15 protein-coding genes are annotated in these 15379 nt (G+C 63.9%); 8 read left to right on the top strand and 7 right to left on the bottom strand.

Annotation, left to right across the window (positions count from 1 at the left end; all coding sequences use genetic code 11):
- Position 1: 1 nt before the first annotated feature.
- The gene (locus LB555_RS16660; RefSeq protein ID WP_224683293.1) at positions 2-178 is read right to left on the bottom strand and encodes a hypothetical protein; all 177 of its coding nucleotides are present in this window, start codon (positions 176-178) and stop codon (positions 2-4) included.
- A 195-nt stretch (positions 179-373) separates the two neighbouring features.
- On the opposite strand from LB555_RS16660, the gene glyS reads away from it, so the two are divergent.
- A complete protein-coding gene (gene glyS / locus LB555_RS16655) occupies positions 374-2605 on the top strand; it encodes a glycine--tRNA ligase subunit beta (protein WP_224683292.1) in 2232 nt (743 codons plus the stop codon).
- A 197-nt stretch (positions 2606-2802) separates the two neighbouring features.
- Complete coding sequence (locus LB555_RS16650; protein ID WP_224683291.1) at positions 2803-3093, top strand: ATPase; 291 nt, start codon at positions 2803-2805, stop codon at positions 3091-3093.
- Between the two features lie 71 nt (positions 3094-3164).
- On the opposite strand, the gene LB555_RS16645 is transcribed toward LB555_RS16650, so the two are convergent.
- Positions 3165-3551, bottom strand: coding sequence for a hypothetical protein (locus LB555_RS16645; RefSeq protein ID WP_015318834.1), 387 nt, complete (start codon positions 3549-3551; stop codon positions 3165-3167).
- Between the two features lie 175 nt (positions 3552-3726).
- On the bottom strand, positions 3727-4203 hold the full coding sequence (locus LB555_RS16640) for a hypothetical protein (protein ID WP_224622699.1): 477 nt from the start codon (positions 4201-4203) through the stop codon (positions 3727-3729).
- A gap of 153 nt (positions 4204-4356) precedes the next feature.
- Between LB555_RS16640 and LB555_RS16635 the strand changes: the two genes are divergently transcribed.
- From LB555_RS16635 to LB555_RS16625, 3 genes are all read left to right on the top strand, one after another.
- The gene (locus LB555_RS16635) at positions 4357-5331 is read left to right on the top strand and encodes an L-threonylcarbamoyladenylate synthase (protein ID WP_224683290.1); all 975 of its coding nucleotides are present in this window, start codon (positions 4357-4359) and stop codon (positions 5329-5331) included.
- Between the two features lie 9 nt (positions 5332-5340).
- On the top strand, positions 5341-6771 hold the full coding sequence (locus tag LB555_RS16630) for an FAD-binding oxidoreductase (RefSeq protein ID WP_224683289.1): 1431 nt from the start codon (positions 5341-5343) through the stop codon (positions 6769-6771).
- Positions 6772-6961: 190 nt separating this feature from the next.
- Positions 6962-7528: a DUF6101 family protein gene (locus LB555_RS16625; RefSeq protein ID WP_041163896.1), complete on the top strand. Its 567-nt coding sequence runs from the start codon at positions 6962-6964 to the stop codon at positions 7526-7528.
- Positions 7529-7569: 41 nt separating this feature from the next.
- Here LB555_RS16625 and ubiA read toward each other — a convergent pair whose 3' ends face one another.
- On the bottom strand, positions 7570-8553 hold the full coding sequence (gene ubiA / locus LB555_RS16620) for a 4-hydroxybenzoate octaprenyltransferase (protein ID WP_224683446.1): 984 nt from the start codon (positions 8551-8553) through the stop codon (positions 7570-7572).
- Positions 8554-8628: 75 nt separating this feature from the next.
- On the bottom strand, positions 8629-9540 hold the full coding sequence (locus LB555_RS16615; RefSeq protein WP_224523536.1) for a LysR family transcriptional regulator: 912 nt from the start codon (positions 9538-9540) through the stop codon (positions 8629-8631).
- Positions 9541-9630: 90 nt separating this feature from the next.
- Here LB555_RS16615 and LB555_RS16610 point away from each other — a divergent pair, with 90 nt between their 5' ends.
- Positions 9631-10452, top strand: a complete 822-nt coding sequence (locus LB555_RS16610; protein ID WP_224683288.1) for a phytanoyl-CoA dioxygenase family protein — start codon at positions 9631-9633, stop codon at positions 10450-10452.
- 151 nt (positions 10453-10603) lie between these two features.
- On the top strand, positions 10604-11881 hold the full coding sequence (gene purD, locus LB555_RS16605) for a phosphoribosylamine--glycine ligase (RefSeq protein WP_224683287.1): 1278 nt from the start codon (positions 10604-10606) through the stop codon (positions 11879-11881).
- A gap of 19 nt (positions 11882-11900) precedes the next feature.
- Here purD and LB555_RS16600 read toward each other — a convergent pair whose 3' ends face one another.
- Complete coding sequence (locus tag LB555_RS16600) at positions 11901-13067, bottom strand: glycoside hydrolase family 25 protein (protein WP_263489134.1); 1167 nt, start codon at positions 13065-13067, stop codon at positions 11901-11903.
- 83 nt (positions 13068-13150) lie between these two features.
- Entirely contained in the window at positions 13151-13387 is a 237-nt protein-coding gene (locus LB555_RS16595) for a hypothetical protein (protein ID WP_224683286.1), read from the bottom strand.
- Positions 13388-13598: 211 nt separating this feature from the next.
- Between LB555_RS16595 and LB555_RS16590 the strand changes: the two genes are divergently transcribed.
- The gene (locus LB555_RS16590; protein ID WP_224683285.1) at positions 13599-15368 is read left to right on the top strand and encodes an acyl-CoA dehydrogenase family protein; all 1770 of its coding nucleotides are present in this window, start codon (positions 13599-13601) and stop codon (positions 15366-15368) included.
- The last annotated feature ends 11 nt before the right edge of the window (positions 15369-15379 follow it).

Here is a 15379-nt window from a genome sequence, read left to right as displayed (position 1 = left end):
CTCAAGCGTCCTCGATCATTCCGAGGGAAGCATGGATCGGCGGCAGGATCTGGCCGCTCTGGCCAGCCATTGTCCGTAGCGCCTGCCGCACGCCCGGCATCGAGAAGGCGCCGTGGGCCTGCGCGGTGAAGCAGGCGCTGAGCGCAAGGATCTGAAGAAGTCTGGATGCCGTTTTCATCGTCGTTCAGCCAATAGTTCCCTGCCTGAGCGTGGGTCGCTTCAGCGCAGCTTTCAGTTCATGGAAATCTTTGATCCAAGGACGGGCGGGTTCGGCTCGTCCCGACAGAGTGGCCAAAATTTCTGGAAAGGGTGACAGCGGCCAGCCGAGTTGCTATGCCCCGCCCGGACCACTCTCCCGCATGAGCTGACCCCGATGCCTGACCTGCTTCTTGAACTTCGTTCCGAGGAAATTCCTGCCCGCATGCAGCGCAAGGCGGCGGGCGATTTGAAGAAGATGCTCACCGACGGCCTGGTCGAGGCGGGTCTCACCTATGAGGCGGCGCGTGAGTATTGGACGCCCCGGCGCCTTACGCTCGACATACGCGGGCTCACCGCACGCTCGAAAGACATTCACGAGGATATCAAGGGACCGTCGACATCGGCACCAGAACAGGCGGTCCAGGGCTTCCTGCGCAAGGTCGGCCTGTCTTCGATCGCCGAGGCGCATGTCCATTCCGACCCGAAGAAGGGCGACTTCTACGTCGCCCATATTTCGAAGCCGGGCAGGGCGGCCGAAGAGATCATCGCCGGACTGGTGCCTGACATCGTCCGCGATTTTCCGTGGCCGAAGTCGATGCGCTGGGGACCGGCCTCGGCCAAGCCGGGCTCGCTGCGCTGGGTGCGCCCGCTGCAGTCGATCCTGTGCACCTTCGGCCCCGAGACCGAGGAGCCGGTGGTGGTCGATTTCGAGATCGACGGCATCCGTTCGGGCAACATCACCTACGGCCACCGTTTCCTCGCGCCCGGCGAAATCACCGTGCGCCGCTTCGACGATTATGTGGGCAAGCTGGAGGCGGGCAAGGTCGTGCTCGACGCCGACCGTCGCAAGGAGATCATCCTCGCCGACGCCCGCAATCTCGCCTTCGCCAACGGGCTCGACCTGGTCGAGGACGAGGGCTTGCTTGAGGAAGTGTCGGGGCTGGTCGAATGGCCCGTCGTGCTGATGGGCGAGTTCGAAGAGGCTTTCCTTGCCATTCCGGCCGAGGTGATCCGCCTGACGATCCGCGCCAACCAGAAATGCTTTGTGACGCGGCCGCAGGGGGAAAGCGATGCGCTCTCCAACCGCTTCATCCTCACCGCCAACATCGAAGCGAAGGATGGCGGCAAGGAGATCGCTCACGGCAATGGCAAGGTGGTGCGCGCTCGCCTGTCCGACGCGCTCTATTTCTGGACCACCGACCAGGGCGATTTGCCGGACCTTGACCAACTCCAGGCATCGGCCGAAAAGTTCGGGCTCGATCTGAAAAAGCCGCTAGACCAGCGCATGGCCCGCCTCGACCATCTCAATGTCACGTTCCATGCCAAGCTCGGCACGCAGGGCGAGCGGGTGGAGCGGATCAGGGAACTGGCCGGACAGCTAGCACCGATTGTCGGTGCCGATCCCGCGCTCGCAAGTCGTGCTGCTGTTCTCGCCAAGGCCGATCTCACCACTGAAGTCGTCGGCGAGTTTCCCGAATTGCAAGGCGCGATGGGCCGCAAATATGCACTGCTGCAGGGCGAGCATCCATCCGTGGCCGCGGCCGTCGAGGAGCACTACAAGCCGCAAGGACCGTCCGATTATGTGCCGAGCGATCCAGTGTCGGTCGCCGTGGCGCTCGCCGACAAGCTTGATACGCTGGTTGGTTTCTGGATCATCGATGAAAAGCCGACAGGCTCGAAGGACCCCTACGCATTGCGCAGAGCCGCGCTTGGGATGGTGAGGCTGACTCTGGAGAATGGAACACCGCTATCGCTTCTTTCCACCATGGCCAAACATCGAAAGACCACTGTTGACCAGATCGATGAAAGGCACGCCAGGGAGGAGGCCGAGTCAGGCGGCGACCATGCGCACGGGCGCGGGCAAGTCGGCGACGGGAAGTCTGTGGATCGAGACCTGCTCGCCTTCTTCCACGACCGCCTGAAAGTCTACCTCCGTGACCAAGGCGCCCGTCACGATCTCATCGACGCCGTGATCACACTTCAGTCCGACGACCTCCTCCAGATCGTGCGCCGCGTCGAGGCGCTTGGCTCTTTCCTTGACACCGAGGACGGCAAGAATTTGCTCGCCGGCACCAAGCGTGCCGCCAACATTCTGGCCGCCGAGGAGAAGAAGAAAACGGCCGTCGCCGAAACCGTTGAGCCGGCGTTGTTCCGGCAAGATGCGGAGAAGTCGCTGTTCGCTGCGGTGAATCAGGCCGAGAAGCAAGCCGGCGAAGCGATTCAAAACCAAGACTTTTCGGCTGCCATGATGGCGCTTAGCGTGTTGCGTGAACCCGTTGATTCATTCTTTGAGCATGTTCTCGTGAATGATGAGGACCTGTCCGTGCGTGCCAACCGACTGGCGCTGCTCGCGCGCATTCGCACGGCTACCGGTCAGGTCGCGGATTTCTCGAAAATCGCTGGTTGAGAAGCACTTTTCGAAAAGTCGGCACCGATTTTCTCGGACAAACGGTTTCCGTTTGTCCTGAGATCACGCCGGGATAGAGGGGCCTCAGGCCCCTGGAAAAATATGTTCCGGCCGGCCCTTCGAGCCGGCTTACAGTCATATGACGATGATCTCTCCGTGGCAAAAGGGGTGTGTTCCCCATCCCAACGGAGGCTTCCATGAATTCCGATCACGAAATCGAAGTGACAGAAGAAACCTCGGCTCCTGCCGAGCCGCTTGAATCCGCTTCCGAAACCGCCCTCGATCACGCCGCTGCGATCACGGTCGAAGCCGCTGATCTGTCTGACGAAGACGGAGATGGCGATGACGAGGAAGGCGACGATGAAGACGGCGAAGAGTCTGACGAAGACGACGCCGATGACACCGTGAAGGCCGAAGGCGATGACGCCGAAGAAGAATCCGAAGACGGCGAGTCCGAAGACGACGACGACAAGGAAGAAGCAGCCTGATTTTCAGGTAACAGATTCTCGAGGGCGGCGCTTTCGCGCCCCCCTTCCGCCGTCTTCCCAAATTGATTTGATCAGTTCTCCAGGATGCTGACGCGCACGCTGTTTTCATAGACGTCGACCTGGATCAGCGGCTCGCCATTGACGATGGCGCGCTTGGTCGAGGAACTCATCGCGCCGGGGCGCTCCAGCATGCGCTGCAGGTCGGCGCGCTGGTCGTTGGTCCTGAACCAGGCGTCGCCCTCGTCGTCGCCGTCGCGGCGATGGAATTTGTGCCAGTTGGCACGGTCTTGCCGCACCATCTGCGCGGCGCCATCCAGCGCATAGCCGTCGCTCGCCTGGTGGTCGCGATCGGAAATGCGCGCGACATAGGATCCCAGCATGTCGTCCGCTTGGGCCACGCCACCAAGCAATGACGCCAACAGAAGCCCTGCCACGGTAACGGTCTTCGAATTTTTCATGAGCAACCCCCTCTGCCTTGAACGATGCAATTGCGTCCGCTGGAGCCACTTGGCGAAAATCAGCCGCAGGGCCGCCAGCAAGATACTCTAGACGAAATTCGCCGGACAGTGGTGCGCAGGACGCCAGACCGCCGTCAAGCCGCTGCGCATTTTGCCCGTCCGGTTTGCGTGGTCGCTACTTGACCTTGCCGGCTCCTGAAGCAGGCTGGTGGGCTGGCGGTGGCGGCGCGGCTGCCGCCGGTGCCGCTGCTTTCCCGTGCGCTGCCGGCGCTGGGGCTGCCGAGGCTGTCGCCGTGGCGGGGGCGGTTGGGGTGGCTGGGGCCGTTGCCGCGGCCGGCGCCTTGGCCTGCATGGGTGTCGAGAAAGCGCCGCCGACGACGCCGCCCCTAATGATCATCGGGCTCTGCGCGAAGGAGTGCCTCGCCTCGGCCTTGCCGGGGATTGCCGCGACCTTTTCGTAGGTGACGTCAGGCTCGCCAAGCACAACGACGGACACAACATCGCTCGCCTTGCCGTCGGCCGCCTTCAGCGCAAGGATGGAGGGTGTCGAGGCCGGCGCACCGGGAAAGACCAGCGACGAGGCCTGAGCCCCGCCACCCATTGAGGCCAAAGTGATGGCAAGCGCTCCCCAGATACGAACAGACACCGACATAGCTCCCATTGCCCAGAAGCCGCACGATAGTACTCGGCGATTGATGCCGGCTTTCGTGGAAAGATAGCATTTTAGGAATTGATGAATTGCCAATGCCCGCTTGCCCCGGCGGCCCCGTCGTATTACGCAGCCGGCATCCGCGAGGTGACGAGAGTGGCTGAAATACTTGCCGTCGGCGAAGCGATGGAACCGGCGTTGGCGCTGCTCGAGAGCGGCGATGTCGTCGCCATCCCAACGGAAACCGTCTACGGGCTTGCCGGCGATGCCACCAACGGCATTGGCGTGGCGCGCATTTTCGAAGCCAAGGGGCGGCCGCGTTTCAATCCGCTGATCGCCCATGTCGCCGACATGGCGATGGCCGAGCGCATCGCCTCGTTCGATCCGCTGTCTAGGAAGCTCGCGCTTGCCTTCTGGCCGGGTCCGCTGACGCTGGTACTGCCACAGCGCCCCGGCAACGGCATTCATCCGCTGGTCACGGCCGGGCTCGACACGATCGCCGTGCGCATGCCGAGGGGTTTTGGCGGCGACCTGATCGCCAGGCTTGGCCGACCGCTTGCCGCGCCCAGCGCCAACTCATCCGGCAAGATCAGCGCGACGACGGCGCAGGCGGTGGCTGCGGATTTAGGCGGGCGCATCAAACTGGTGGTCGATGGTGGCGCCACGCCGGTCGGGCTGGAATCGACCATCGTCAAGGCCGAAGGCGAAAGGTTGCGCCTGCTTCGGCCCGGCGGCATTGCGGCCGACGAGATCGAGGCGGCCATCCGCATGGAGCTGCAGCGCGGCGGCATTGCCGGCGTCGAGGCGCCGGGCATGCTTGCCTCGCATTACGCACCGGGCGCGGCTGTTCGGCTCAATGCCGGCACGGTTGGTGAAGGAGAAGCGTTGCTTGCCTTCGGCGACCAGCGCGCGGAAGGCTGGCGCGGCGCAACCGCTTTCCTCAACCTCTCGCTGTCAGGTGACCTGCGTGAAGCGGCAAGCAATCTCTTTGCCTACATGCAGGATTTGGACCGTAGCGGCGCGCGGATTATCGCCGTCGAGCCAATTCCCTTTGACGGGCTCGGCGAGGCCATCAACGACCGGCTCTCCCGTGCCGCCGCTCCTCGTGACAACGCACAGCCCACAACGTAGTTTTCCCAGATGACCGCAACCGCAAAGACACTCGATCCCGCCCTCATCGATCGTTTCGCGGCGATCGTCGGCGACAAATATGCGCTGCGCGACCAGCAGGACATCGCGCCTTATCTGATCGAGCGACGCGGCCTCTGGCACGGCGCGACGTCCGTGGTGCTGCGGCCCGGCAGCGTCGACGAGGTCAGCCGGATCATGCGGCTGGCGACAGAGACCGGAACGCCGATCGTGCCGCAAAGCGGCAACACCGGGCTGGTCGGCGCGCAGGTGCCGGACAGATCCGGTCGCGAGATCGTCCTGTCGCTGTCGCGGCTGAACCGCATCCGCGAGATCGATGTCCTGTCCAATACGGTCACGGTCGAGGCCGGTGTCATCCTGCAGACCTTGCAGGAAGCGGCCGATGCCGCCGGCCGGCTGTTTCCGCTGTCGCTCGCCGCGCAAGGCTCCTGCCAGATCGGCGGCAACCTGTCGTCCAATGCCGGCGGCACCGGCGTGCTGGCCTATGGCAATGCGCGCGAGCTCTGCCTCGGCGTCGAGGTGGTGCTGCCGACCGGCGAGGTGTTCGACGATTTGCGCAAACTGAAGAAGGACAACACCGGCTACGACCTGAAGAACCTGTTCGTCGGCGCCGAAGGCACGCTCGGTGTCATCACCGCCGCCGTGCTCAAACTGTTCCCGAAGCCGAAGGGGACGGACGTCGCCTTCGTCGGCCTGTCGTCGCCCGAAGCCGCCCTTTCCCTGTTCAGCCTGGCCATGGACAGCGCCGGGGCCGCACTCACGGCCTTCGAACTGATCGGCAAGCGCCCGTATGACTTTACCCTTGCGCACGCCCAGGGCGTCGTGCGGCCGCTGGCCGAAGACTGGCCCTGGTACGTGCTGATGCAGATATCGTCCGGCCGCTCAGCGGAGGATTCTCGGGCGCTGATCGAGGATGTGCTTTCGGCGGGTCTAGAGCAGGAATTCGTCGGCGATGCCGTCATCGCCGCCAGCCTCGGGCAGGGCGATGCCTTCTGGGATTTTCGCGAGCTGTTGCCCGAGGCACAGAAGCCGGAAGGCGCTTCGATCAAGCACGACATTTCGGTGCCGATCGCATCGATACCGCGCTTCATAAGGGAGGCCGCCGGCGCCGTGGCGTCAGTGAGCGCCGGCGCCCGCGTGGTCTGTTTCGGCCATATGGGAGACGGCAACCTCCATTATAACATTTCACGGCCTGTCGATGGCGACGACGAGGCGTTCCTGGCGCTCTATCATGCGATGAACAAGGCCGTGCATGACGTGGTGCGCAGCCTGCACGGTTCGATCTCGGCCGAGCACGGCATCGGTCAGTTGAAGCGCGACGAACTGATCGCCACCGCGCCGCCGATGGCCATCGATCTGATGCGCCGGGTAAAGGCTGCCTTCGATCCGGCGGGCATCATGAATCCTGGTAAGGTTATCTGATCCTTTCACCATCCTGTGGCTGGTGGCATTCCGATAACCATCCCTGAGATCAGCAAAATTTAACCGACTTTCTTAAGCGCGGCGGTAAGGAGCCGGCGCTACTGTTTCCCCATAACGAGGCCGGGAAAACTGGCCCGGAGAGAACCGGACACCGGCTCTCAGGAGACAGACAGGAAGGCGCTCTATGAACGTGAACACTGGACTGAAGCCAGTCTGGGCGGGACGCAACATGCGTCTCGACCCATTCCGCCTGCCGCAGGTGGTGAGCTATGCCACGCGCGACGATTATGGCGACGTAACCTTCACCATCGACCAGCGCGGCGCAGTGATCCGCCGCCTGCTCGAGATGAGCGGCCTGCCGGCGATCATCGTGCTGCCCGCCAATGCATTTCGCGGGGTCGCCGCCCGTGCGATGGAGGATCCGGAAGGCAATGTCACGGTGACCCTGGAACTCCTGCACAACGATCCGATGCTGTCGGTGCCGCTGCTGGTGGCCGACGATCTCGAAGACGTCGCCGCCGACTGGCGCGCCTGGGCCGACGCCTACCGTCTGCCGATGCTGCTGATCGAATCCGATGGCGTCGCCCGCACCCTGGAAGAATCGCTCGGCGCCGCCATCAAGACATTGCCGCCGCGGGAGCGCCGCAAGGGCCGCGTTTCCAATATGCGCCGCCCCCGCTTCCTTGCCCGCCGCAGAGCCGGTGACCTCGGCCTCAGGCTGGTGATCGGCGGTGAGGAGATCATTTCAAGAGACTAGCGTTCTTCTCCCCGTATAGAGACGGGGAGAAGGAAAAGCCACTACACCAGCGGCTTCAGCGCCACCCACAGTGCGCCGCCGATCAGGCCGAGGAAGATCAGCCAGCCGACCTGGTTATTCGACCGAAACAGCCGCAGGCACTGGTCTGGATCGTCGATATCCAGAACCGCGATCTGCCGGGCCATGTGGGCGCCGGCGGCGATCAATCCCGCCAGTGCCACCACCGGGGCCTGCGCCGAGGCGAAGGCGATGGCGAAGCAGATCAGCGTACCGCCATAAAGCCCCGCGAGCCATGCCTTGGTGTTGTCGCCGAACAGCCGCGCGGTCGAACGTACGCCGACAATGGCGTCGTCTTCCTTGTCCTGGTGGGCATAGATCGTGTCATAGCCGATCACCCACAGGATCGAACCGATATAGAGCATGACGGCGGGGCCATCGAGATCACCGAACTCGACCGCCCACCCCATCAGCGCGCCCCAGGAAAAGGCGAGGCCGAGAAACAGTTGCGGCCAGTTGGTTATCCGCTTCATGAATGGGTAGACGGCGACGATCACCAGCGAGCAGACGCCGAGCAGAATGGCAAAGCTGTTGAACTGCAGGAGAACCGCCAGGCCGACCAGGGCCTGCAGGAAAAGAAACAGCCAGGCCCGCCGGCGCGTGGTCTGGCCGGACGGTAGCGGGCGTGAGCGGGTGCGTTCGACCTGGTTATCGATGTCATGGTCGACAATGTCGTTATAGGTGCACCCGGCGCCACGCATGGCGATGGCGCCAATCAGGAAGAGCACAAGGTACAAGGGCGCCGGCAGCAGCGAGAGCAGCGGGTCGCCTGGGCGCGGATAGGCGCTCGCCGCAAGTGCGGCCGACCACCAGCATGGCCACAAAAGCAACTGCCAGCCGATCGGCCTGTCCCACCGCGCCAGTTGCGCATAGGGCCAGATGGCGCGCGGCAGCACGCGATAGACCCAATGGCGGCTCGGCGCATCGGCGACGCGACCCTGGGCCGCTTTTGACTGGACAGGTTCCATTGGCATGGAGTGGCAGCAGCGGCGGAAACCGTCAAGCGGCAAGCGGCAAGCGGAGGAGCGGCGGCCCGCCAACCGTCACGACGCGAAGATGTCGCGTGTGGAAAACCAGACTTTCGCCACCGCGATGAAAGCCAGCGCCGCATTCGACACGCGCTGATGCGTATCGTGGGTGAGAATGATGCGCTGCATGGGCAGCGGATCCGACAGCGGTTTGCAGACGAGGCGCAAGCCGTCATAGCTGCGGTCGCCATGCGGGCGGGTATAGCTGACCGCGACGCCGAAGCCGTTGGCCACCATGCTGCGCTGGAGTTCGAACGAACTTGTGCGCATGTCGGCCACCGGCGACAGGCCACGGCCGCGGAACAGGTCGAGCATATGCTGCCAGCTATGCGGCTGGTCGGTCGTGATCAGCGGGTAGGCGGCCAGATCCGCCAGGCTGACCTCGGGGTGGCCCGCCAGTGCATGGCCCGCCGGCAGCAGCGCATGCGGCCGAAGCTCGTGCAGCAGGATGCGGGCGAAATGCGACGGCAGGCCGAGATCGTAGCTGAGGCCGAGGTCGACTGTGGCGTCCGCCAGGCGTCGCCCAAGCGTCTCGAACGTCTCGTCACGGACGACAACCGCGACCGCTGGATGACGTTCGGAGAAGGCGCGGATAAGGCCCGGCGCGAAAAAGGGCGCCAGATCCTCGAAGCAGCCGAGCACCAGCTCCCCACCGATGGCTGAATTGCCCGCCCCCAGGCTCATGAGTTCGTCAGTCTCGGCAAGAACCTGCTTTGCCTTCGCTACCACGACACGGCCGAACGAGGTCAGCGAAACGCCGCTTCCCCGCTGGCGTACGAATAGTTTCTGGCCGAAATCCCTTTCGATGGTGTCGATGGCCACTGAAACCGACGGCTGCGAAATGTTGATCGCCCGCGCCGCGCCGGTGACGCTGCCATGGCGGGCGACGGCGATGAGATAGCGGAGTTGCGTGAGTGTAAGGCTCATAGCCAAAACCTATGTGTCAGATGAGAAGTTATTATTTTACTGAATGAGAGGACATTGCGATAGTGGCCTCGATCCTGAGAGGAGGACACCATGGCTTCCCAAACCGCCACGCAGCCAATCGTCACCGAAATCATCGATGCGCAGACAATTGCCGACTACCAGCGTGACGGCGCGGTCTGTATCCGCGGCGCCTTCAAGGGCTGGGTCGACACGATTGCCGCCGGCATCGAGCGCAACATGCGGAGCCGCAGCGCCACCGCGTCCGACATCGCTGGCGGCAAGGGCAGCTTCTTCGACGACTACTGCAACTGGGAGCGTATCCCTGAATTCGTCGACGTCGTGCGCAATTCGCCGGCGGCGCGACTGGCGGCCGCGGTGATGCAGTCGCGCACCGCGCAGTTCTTCCACGACCATGTGCTGGTCAAGGAGCCCGGTACGCAGAAGCCGACGCCGTGGCACCAGGACATTCCCTATTATTTCGTTGACGGCCAGCAGACGGTGAGCTTCTGGATCCCCATCGATCCGGTGAAGGAGGCGACGCTGCGCCTGATCGCCGGCTCGCACAAATGGGACAAGATGATCCTGCCGGTACGCTGGCTGGACGATGGCAATTTTTACGCCGCCGAGGGCGATTACCGTCCGGTGCCCGATCCCGACACCGATCCGTCGATGAAAGTTATCGAATGGGAGATGGAGCCGGGCGACGCCATCCTGTTCGACTTCAGGACGGCACACGGCGCGCGCGGCAATATGACCGCGGCCCGGCGCCGGGCGTTGTCGCTGCGCTGGGTCGGCGACGATGCCCATTATGTCGAGCGACCGGGCCGCACCTCGCCGCCCTATCACGGCCATGGCATGCAGCCGGGACAGAAGCTGCGCGTGGATTGGTTTCCGGTGGTCTTTCAGGGCTGAACGAGCGCCGGAATAGGGGCGGCGGTAGCCGGCGCCCTATTCGACAGGGATAACGTTCCCGTGCGCAATCCACCCTGACGCCTTGACCCGTCGCCCAGAGAGCAATAGCGGGTTGTTCTCTCTATGGGATCGGCGGCATCAAGAGGTGGCCATGAACGTTCTTCTTCTCGGCTCCGGCGGCCGCGAACATGCGCTGGCCTGGAAGATCGCCGCTTCGCCGCTGCTGACCAAGCTCTACGCGGCCCCCGGCAATCCGGGCATTGGCAGCGAGGCCGAACTGGTGAAGCTTGATATCACCGATCACGCCGCGGTCGCCGCCTTCTGCCGGGAGAAAAAAATCGATCTCGTCGTGGTCGGCCCGGAAGGGCCGCTCGTCGCCGGCATCGCCGATGATCTGCGCGCCGAAAACATCCGCGTCTTCGGGCCTTCGAAGGCCGCCGCGCGGCTGGAAGGCTCGAAGGGTTTCACCAAGGACCTCTGCGCCCGGTACAACATTCCGACCGCCGCCTATGGCCGGTTCGGCGACCTGGCCTCGGCCAAGGCCTATGTCGAGAAGACAGGCGCGCCGATCGTCATCAAGGCCGACGGGCTCGCAGCTGGCAAGGGTGTCACCGTAGCCATGACGATGGACGAGGCACGGGCGGCACTCGCTTCCTGCTTTGACGGGTCCTTTGGTGCTGCCGGCGCGGAGGTGGTGGTCGAGGAATTCATGACCGGCGAGGAGGCGAGTTTCTTCTGCCTCTGCGACGGCACCACGGCGCTTCCCTTCGGCACCGCGCAGGACCACAAGCGCGTCGGTGATGGCGACGTCGGTCCCAACACCGGCGGCATGGGTGCCTATTCGCCGGCCCCGGTAATGACGCCTGACATGATCGAGCGCACCATGCGCGAGATCATCGAGCCGACGATGCGCGGCATGGCCGAGCTTGGCGCGCCTTTCGCCGGGATTCTGTTCGCCGGACTGATGATCACGGAAAGCGGGCCGAAGCTGATCGAATACAACACCCGCTTCGGCGATCCGGAATGCCAGGTGCTGGTGATGCGGCTCAGGGATGACCTGCTGGTGCTGCTCAATGCCGCGACCGATGGCCAGCTCGCGCATATGTCGGTGCGCTGGCGTGACGAGGCGGCGCTGACCGTCGTGATGGCGGCCAGGGGCTATCCCGGCACACCGGAGAAAGGCTCCGTCATCCGCGGCGTCGAGGACGCCGCCGGTGAAGGCGTCCAGATTTTCCATGCCGGCACCGCAATCAATGGCGGTGCGCTGGTCGCCAACGGCGGCCGTGTGCTCAATGTCACGGCGAGCGGCGCCACGGTCGGAGAGGCGCAGGCGCGGGCCTATGCCGCCCTCGACCGCATCGACTGGCCGGACGGGTTTTGCCGCCGCGACATAGGCTGGCAGGCCGTGGAGCGCGAGCAGGCCGGCTGAAGCTCCGACCGGGTGGCGGCTATTGCTGACCTCGGTCGAGGGTTGTCGAAGCGGTGCTGACCGGGTCGGCCGCGGCAAAGGCGGCGTCAAGCTGTTCGGGGGAAGGCTGCCCGCCCCGCTTCCAGGCCACATATTGGACAATGCCGAACCCCGGCCGTCGCGGCACCGTCTTCACGACTGGCATGCGGAACCCGTCGCGAAATTTTGACCAGCGCGAACCAAGCACGGCGACTATTTCCTCGAAGGTCGGCGGCGTCGCCACATCGGCATAAATGATGGTGGCCTTGCCGGCGAGCGCGGCTTCCCGCGAGAGCGGCACTGGTACGCTGGCAAGATAATCGGCAGGCACGTCGATCAGGCCACCGAAAGGCCATTGCTGGCGCAGAGTGACGGCATCCGTGGGCGCCACGTTGACGTCGATGTTGTCGGGTGTGCCGGCAACCCTGTAGGGGCAACGGAAGCGGCCGCAATTGGCCTGCGCCGAGAACTGCCAGAGCGCGTAGCCCTGCCAGTTGCCCATCGGAAAATGCACGTCGATGTCAGGCTTATAGCGCGCGTACCAAAGCGGCAGCCGCGACAAGAGCCGGTATTTGTAGCGGTTGTCGGCGATATATTGGGCGGTCTTGCCGTTGGTGTAGAGCACCGGGAAGCGGCCGATGCGCCGATGCACCTGGCGGGCGAACTCCTCGGCATCGTCGAGCGACATCCATTGCGAGGGATCGATGCCCTCGATGTCGAGGGCCATGAGGTCGTCCGGTGCGGGGTCGGCGAAATCGAGGAAATTGTTGGCCTGTTCGACCGGATTGCCGGGACGGGCGAGATGATAGGCGCCCCATTTCATGCCGAGCGCCTTGGCCACGACCCTGCGTGTCTGGAACAATTCGCGCGTCACCGCGTGGCGTTTCCACAGTGCCTTGCACAGTTTCACGTCAGTCTCGCCGCCGAAACAGAAATAGGGCGGCGGCATGCCGTCGGAAGCCTTGTTGATGAAGGCGACGATGCGCTTGTCGGTGGCAAGCTGGGCCCAATCGATGGAATTGTATTCGTAGGCGTCGATGACGAGCGCGCGGTCAGCGCTCTTCCACGGCTCGGAGAAGTCCGAAGCCTTTGCCGTCGTGCCCAGCACAATCGCTGCCGCGAAAGCGAGAAGCGCCGTGCGGCAAAGGAGGCGCGCCGTCCTTTTCAAAACAGGGAATCCCCGTTGATCAAGGGTAAATCCTGGACCGCTATGGTTAAGAAAATGCTTCTCGGACCCTGGTGCGGGATAAGCTAGCGCCGGCTGAACGGTTGAAATTCGAACGGGTCGGGCGCGGGCTCCTGTTGCAGCGTACCTTCGGCGGCGCGTTTGCGGTGGTGGGTAAGCGAGCATCGCGGCGAGCACAATATGCCGCGATCCGACCAGTAGGCGGCACCATTTCCCAGGTCGCCGTGATAATAGGAAAACCCGGTTGCCCGATAGGGCAAACCGCATTCGATGCAGCGATAGGCGTCAGGTCTGGCAAGCATGGGAATGTTCCGGTCGCTGGTTTTCCGTCGCCGGTCGATTTGGCCCGGCATCTGTCGAATTTAATACAGCCCTGCCTGATTGCAAAATCAGCGTGACAAAATTTGACGTTTACGTAAAAAGGCGATCGGAGACCGCCCAAAGGCGGATGGTTTTGCGGCGGCACTGGCCCTAGGGTCGGCGAGGCCGATGCATAAGCGAGGATCGAGCGGCATGTATCGGGCACCGGTCGAGGATATCGCGTTCACCCTGAAGCATGTGGCCGGCATGAAATCCGCCATCGACACGGGAGCGTTCGGAGACCTCAGCGAGGATCTGGTCGACGCCGTCCTTGGTGAGGCGGGCCGTTTCGCCTCCGAGGAGGTGGCCCCCCTTTATAAAATCGGCGACGAACATGGCGCCGTGCTCAGGGATGCCGCGGTGACCACGCCTCCGGGCTGGAAGGAACTCTATCGCCGCTGGATCGAAGGCGGCTGGAATGCGCTCTCCGGGCCGGAAGAGTATGGCGGCCAGGCACTGCCGACCATGCTCGGCGTCGCCGCACTCGAAATGTGGAACTCCGCCGCCATGGCCTTCGGCATCGGCCCGACGCTGACCATGGGCGCGGTCGAGGCGCTCGACAAGCACGCTTCCGAGGAACTCAAGGCGACATATCTGGCAAAGCTCGTCTCCGGCGAATGGATGGGCACGATGAACCTGACCGAGCCGCAGGCCGGATCGGACCTCGCCGCCTTGCGCGCCCGCGCCGAGCCCGCCGGCGATGGCACCTACCGCCTCTTCGGCCAGAAGATATTCATCACTTACGGCGAGCACGATTTCACCGACAACATCATCCATCTGGTGCTGGCGCGGCTTCCCGATGCGCCGGCCGGAACGCGTGGCATCTCGCTGTTCCTGGTGCCGAAATTCCTGGTCGGCGACGATGGCTCGCTCGGTGCGCGCAACGACGTCTTCTGTTCCGGCCTCGAGCACAAGCTCGGCATCCATGCCTCGCCGACCTGCACCATGATCTATGGCGACGGTTTTCAAGGCGCCAGGCCTGGCGCCATCGGCTGGCTGATCGGCGAGGAGAACAAGGGCCTCGCCTGCATGTTCACCATGATGAACAATGCGCGTCTTGCTGTCGGGATGCAGGGTGTCGCGGTCGCGGAAGCAGCGACCCAGAAGGCGATTGCCTATGCCAATGAACGCCGCCAGGGCAAGGCGGCGGATTACGCCGGCGCCGGCATGGCGCCGATCGTCCACCACCCCGACGTGCAGCGCAATCTCCTGACCATGAAGGCGCTAACCCAGATCGCGCGGTCGATCAGTTATTCCTGTGCCCACGCCATCGACATGGCGCGCGTGTCGTCAGGCGGCGAGGCGGCGCATTGGCGCGACCGTGCAAATTTGCTGACTCCGCTCGCCAAGGCGTTTTCGACCGATGTCGGCGTGGAAGTCGCCTCGCTTGGCGTCCAGGTGCATGGCGGCATGGGCTTCATCGAGGAAACGGGTGCGGCCGCGTACTATCGCGACGCGCGCATCGCGCCGATCTATGAAGGCACGAACGGCATCCAGGCGATCGACCTGGTGACCCGAAAACTGCCGCTTGGCGGCGGCGAGCATGTGCATGGCTATATCGACGAACTGGCCGGTATCGCCAATGCGGTGCGAACGTCGAACCTCGAAGGTTTTGGCCGCACCGCCGACACTCTCGATCAGGCGCTCTCCGATTTGACGCAAGCGACGCGTTTCCTGCAGAAATTGTCGGCCGAGGGCCGGACGGAGGAGGCGCTGGCTGGCGCGACACCGTATCTCCGGCTGATCTCGCTTGCCGCCGGCGGCGCTTATCTGGCGCGGGCCGCTCTTGCCGACCAAGGCCGCATCGCGCTTTGCCGCTTCTTCGCCGAGAACCTGCTTGGCGAAGCCAGCGCTTTGAAGGAGCGCGTCATCGATGGCGCCGTCAGCCTGGCTGCTGCCGCCGAGGCACTGATTTCCGCCTGACCTTCACAAGG

This window comes from Mesorhizobium sp. BR-1-1-10 (genome assembly GCF_020165595.1).
GTDB lineage: Bacteria > Pseudomonadota > Alphaproteobacteria > Rhizobiales > Rhizobiaceae > Mesorhizobium > Mesorhizobium australicum.
Note: the sequence above shows the minus strand (reverse complement) of the source record. Positions and strands in the feature narration are given on the sequence as shown.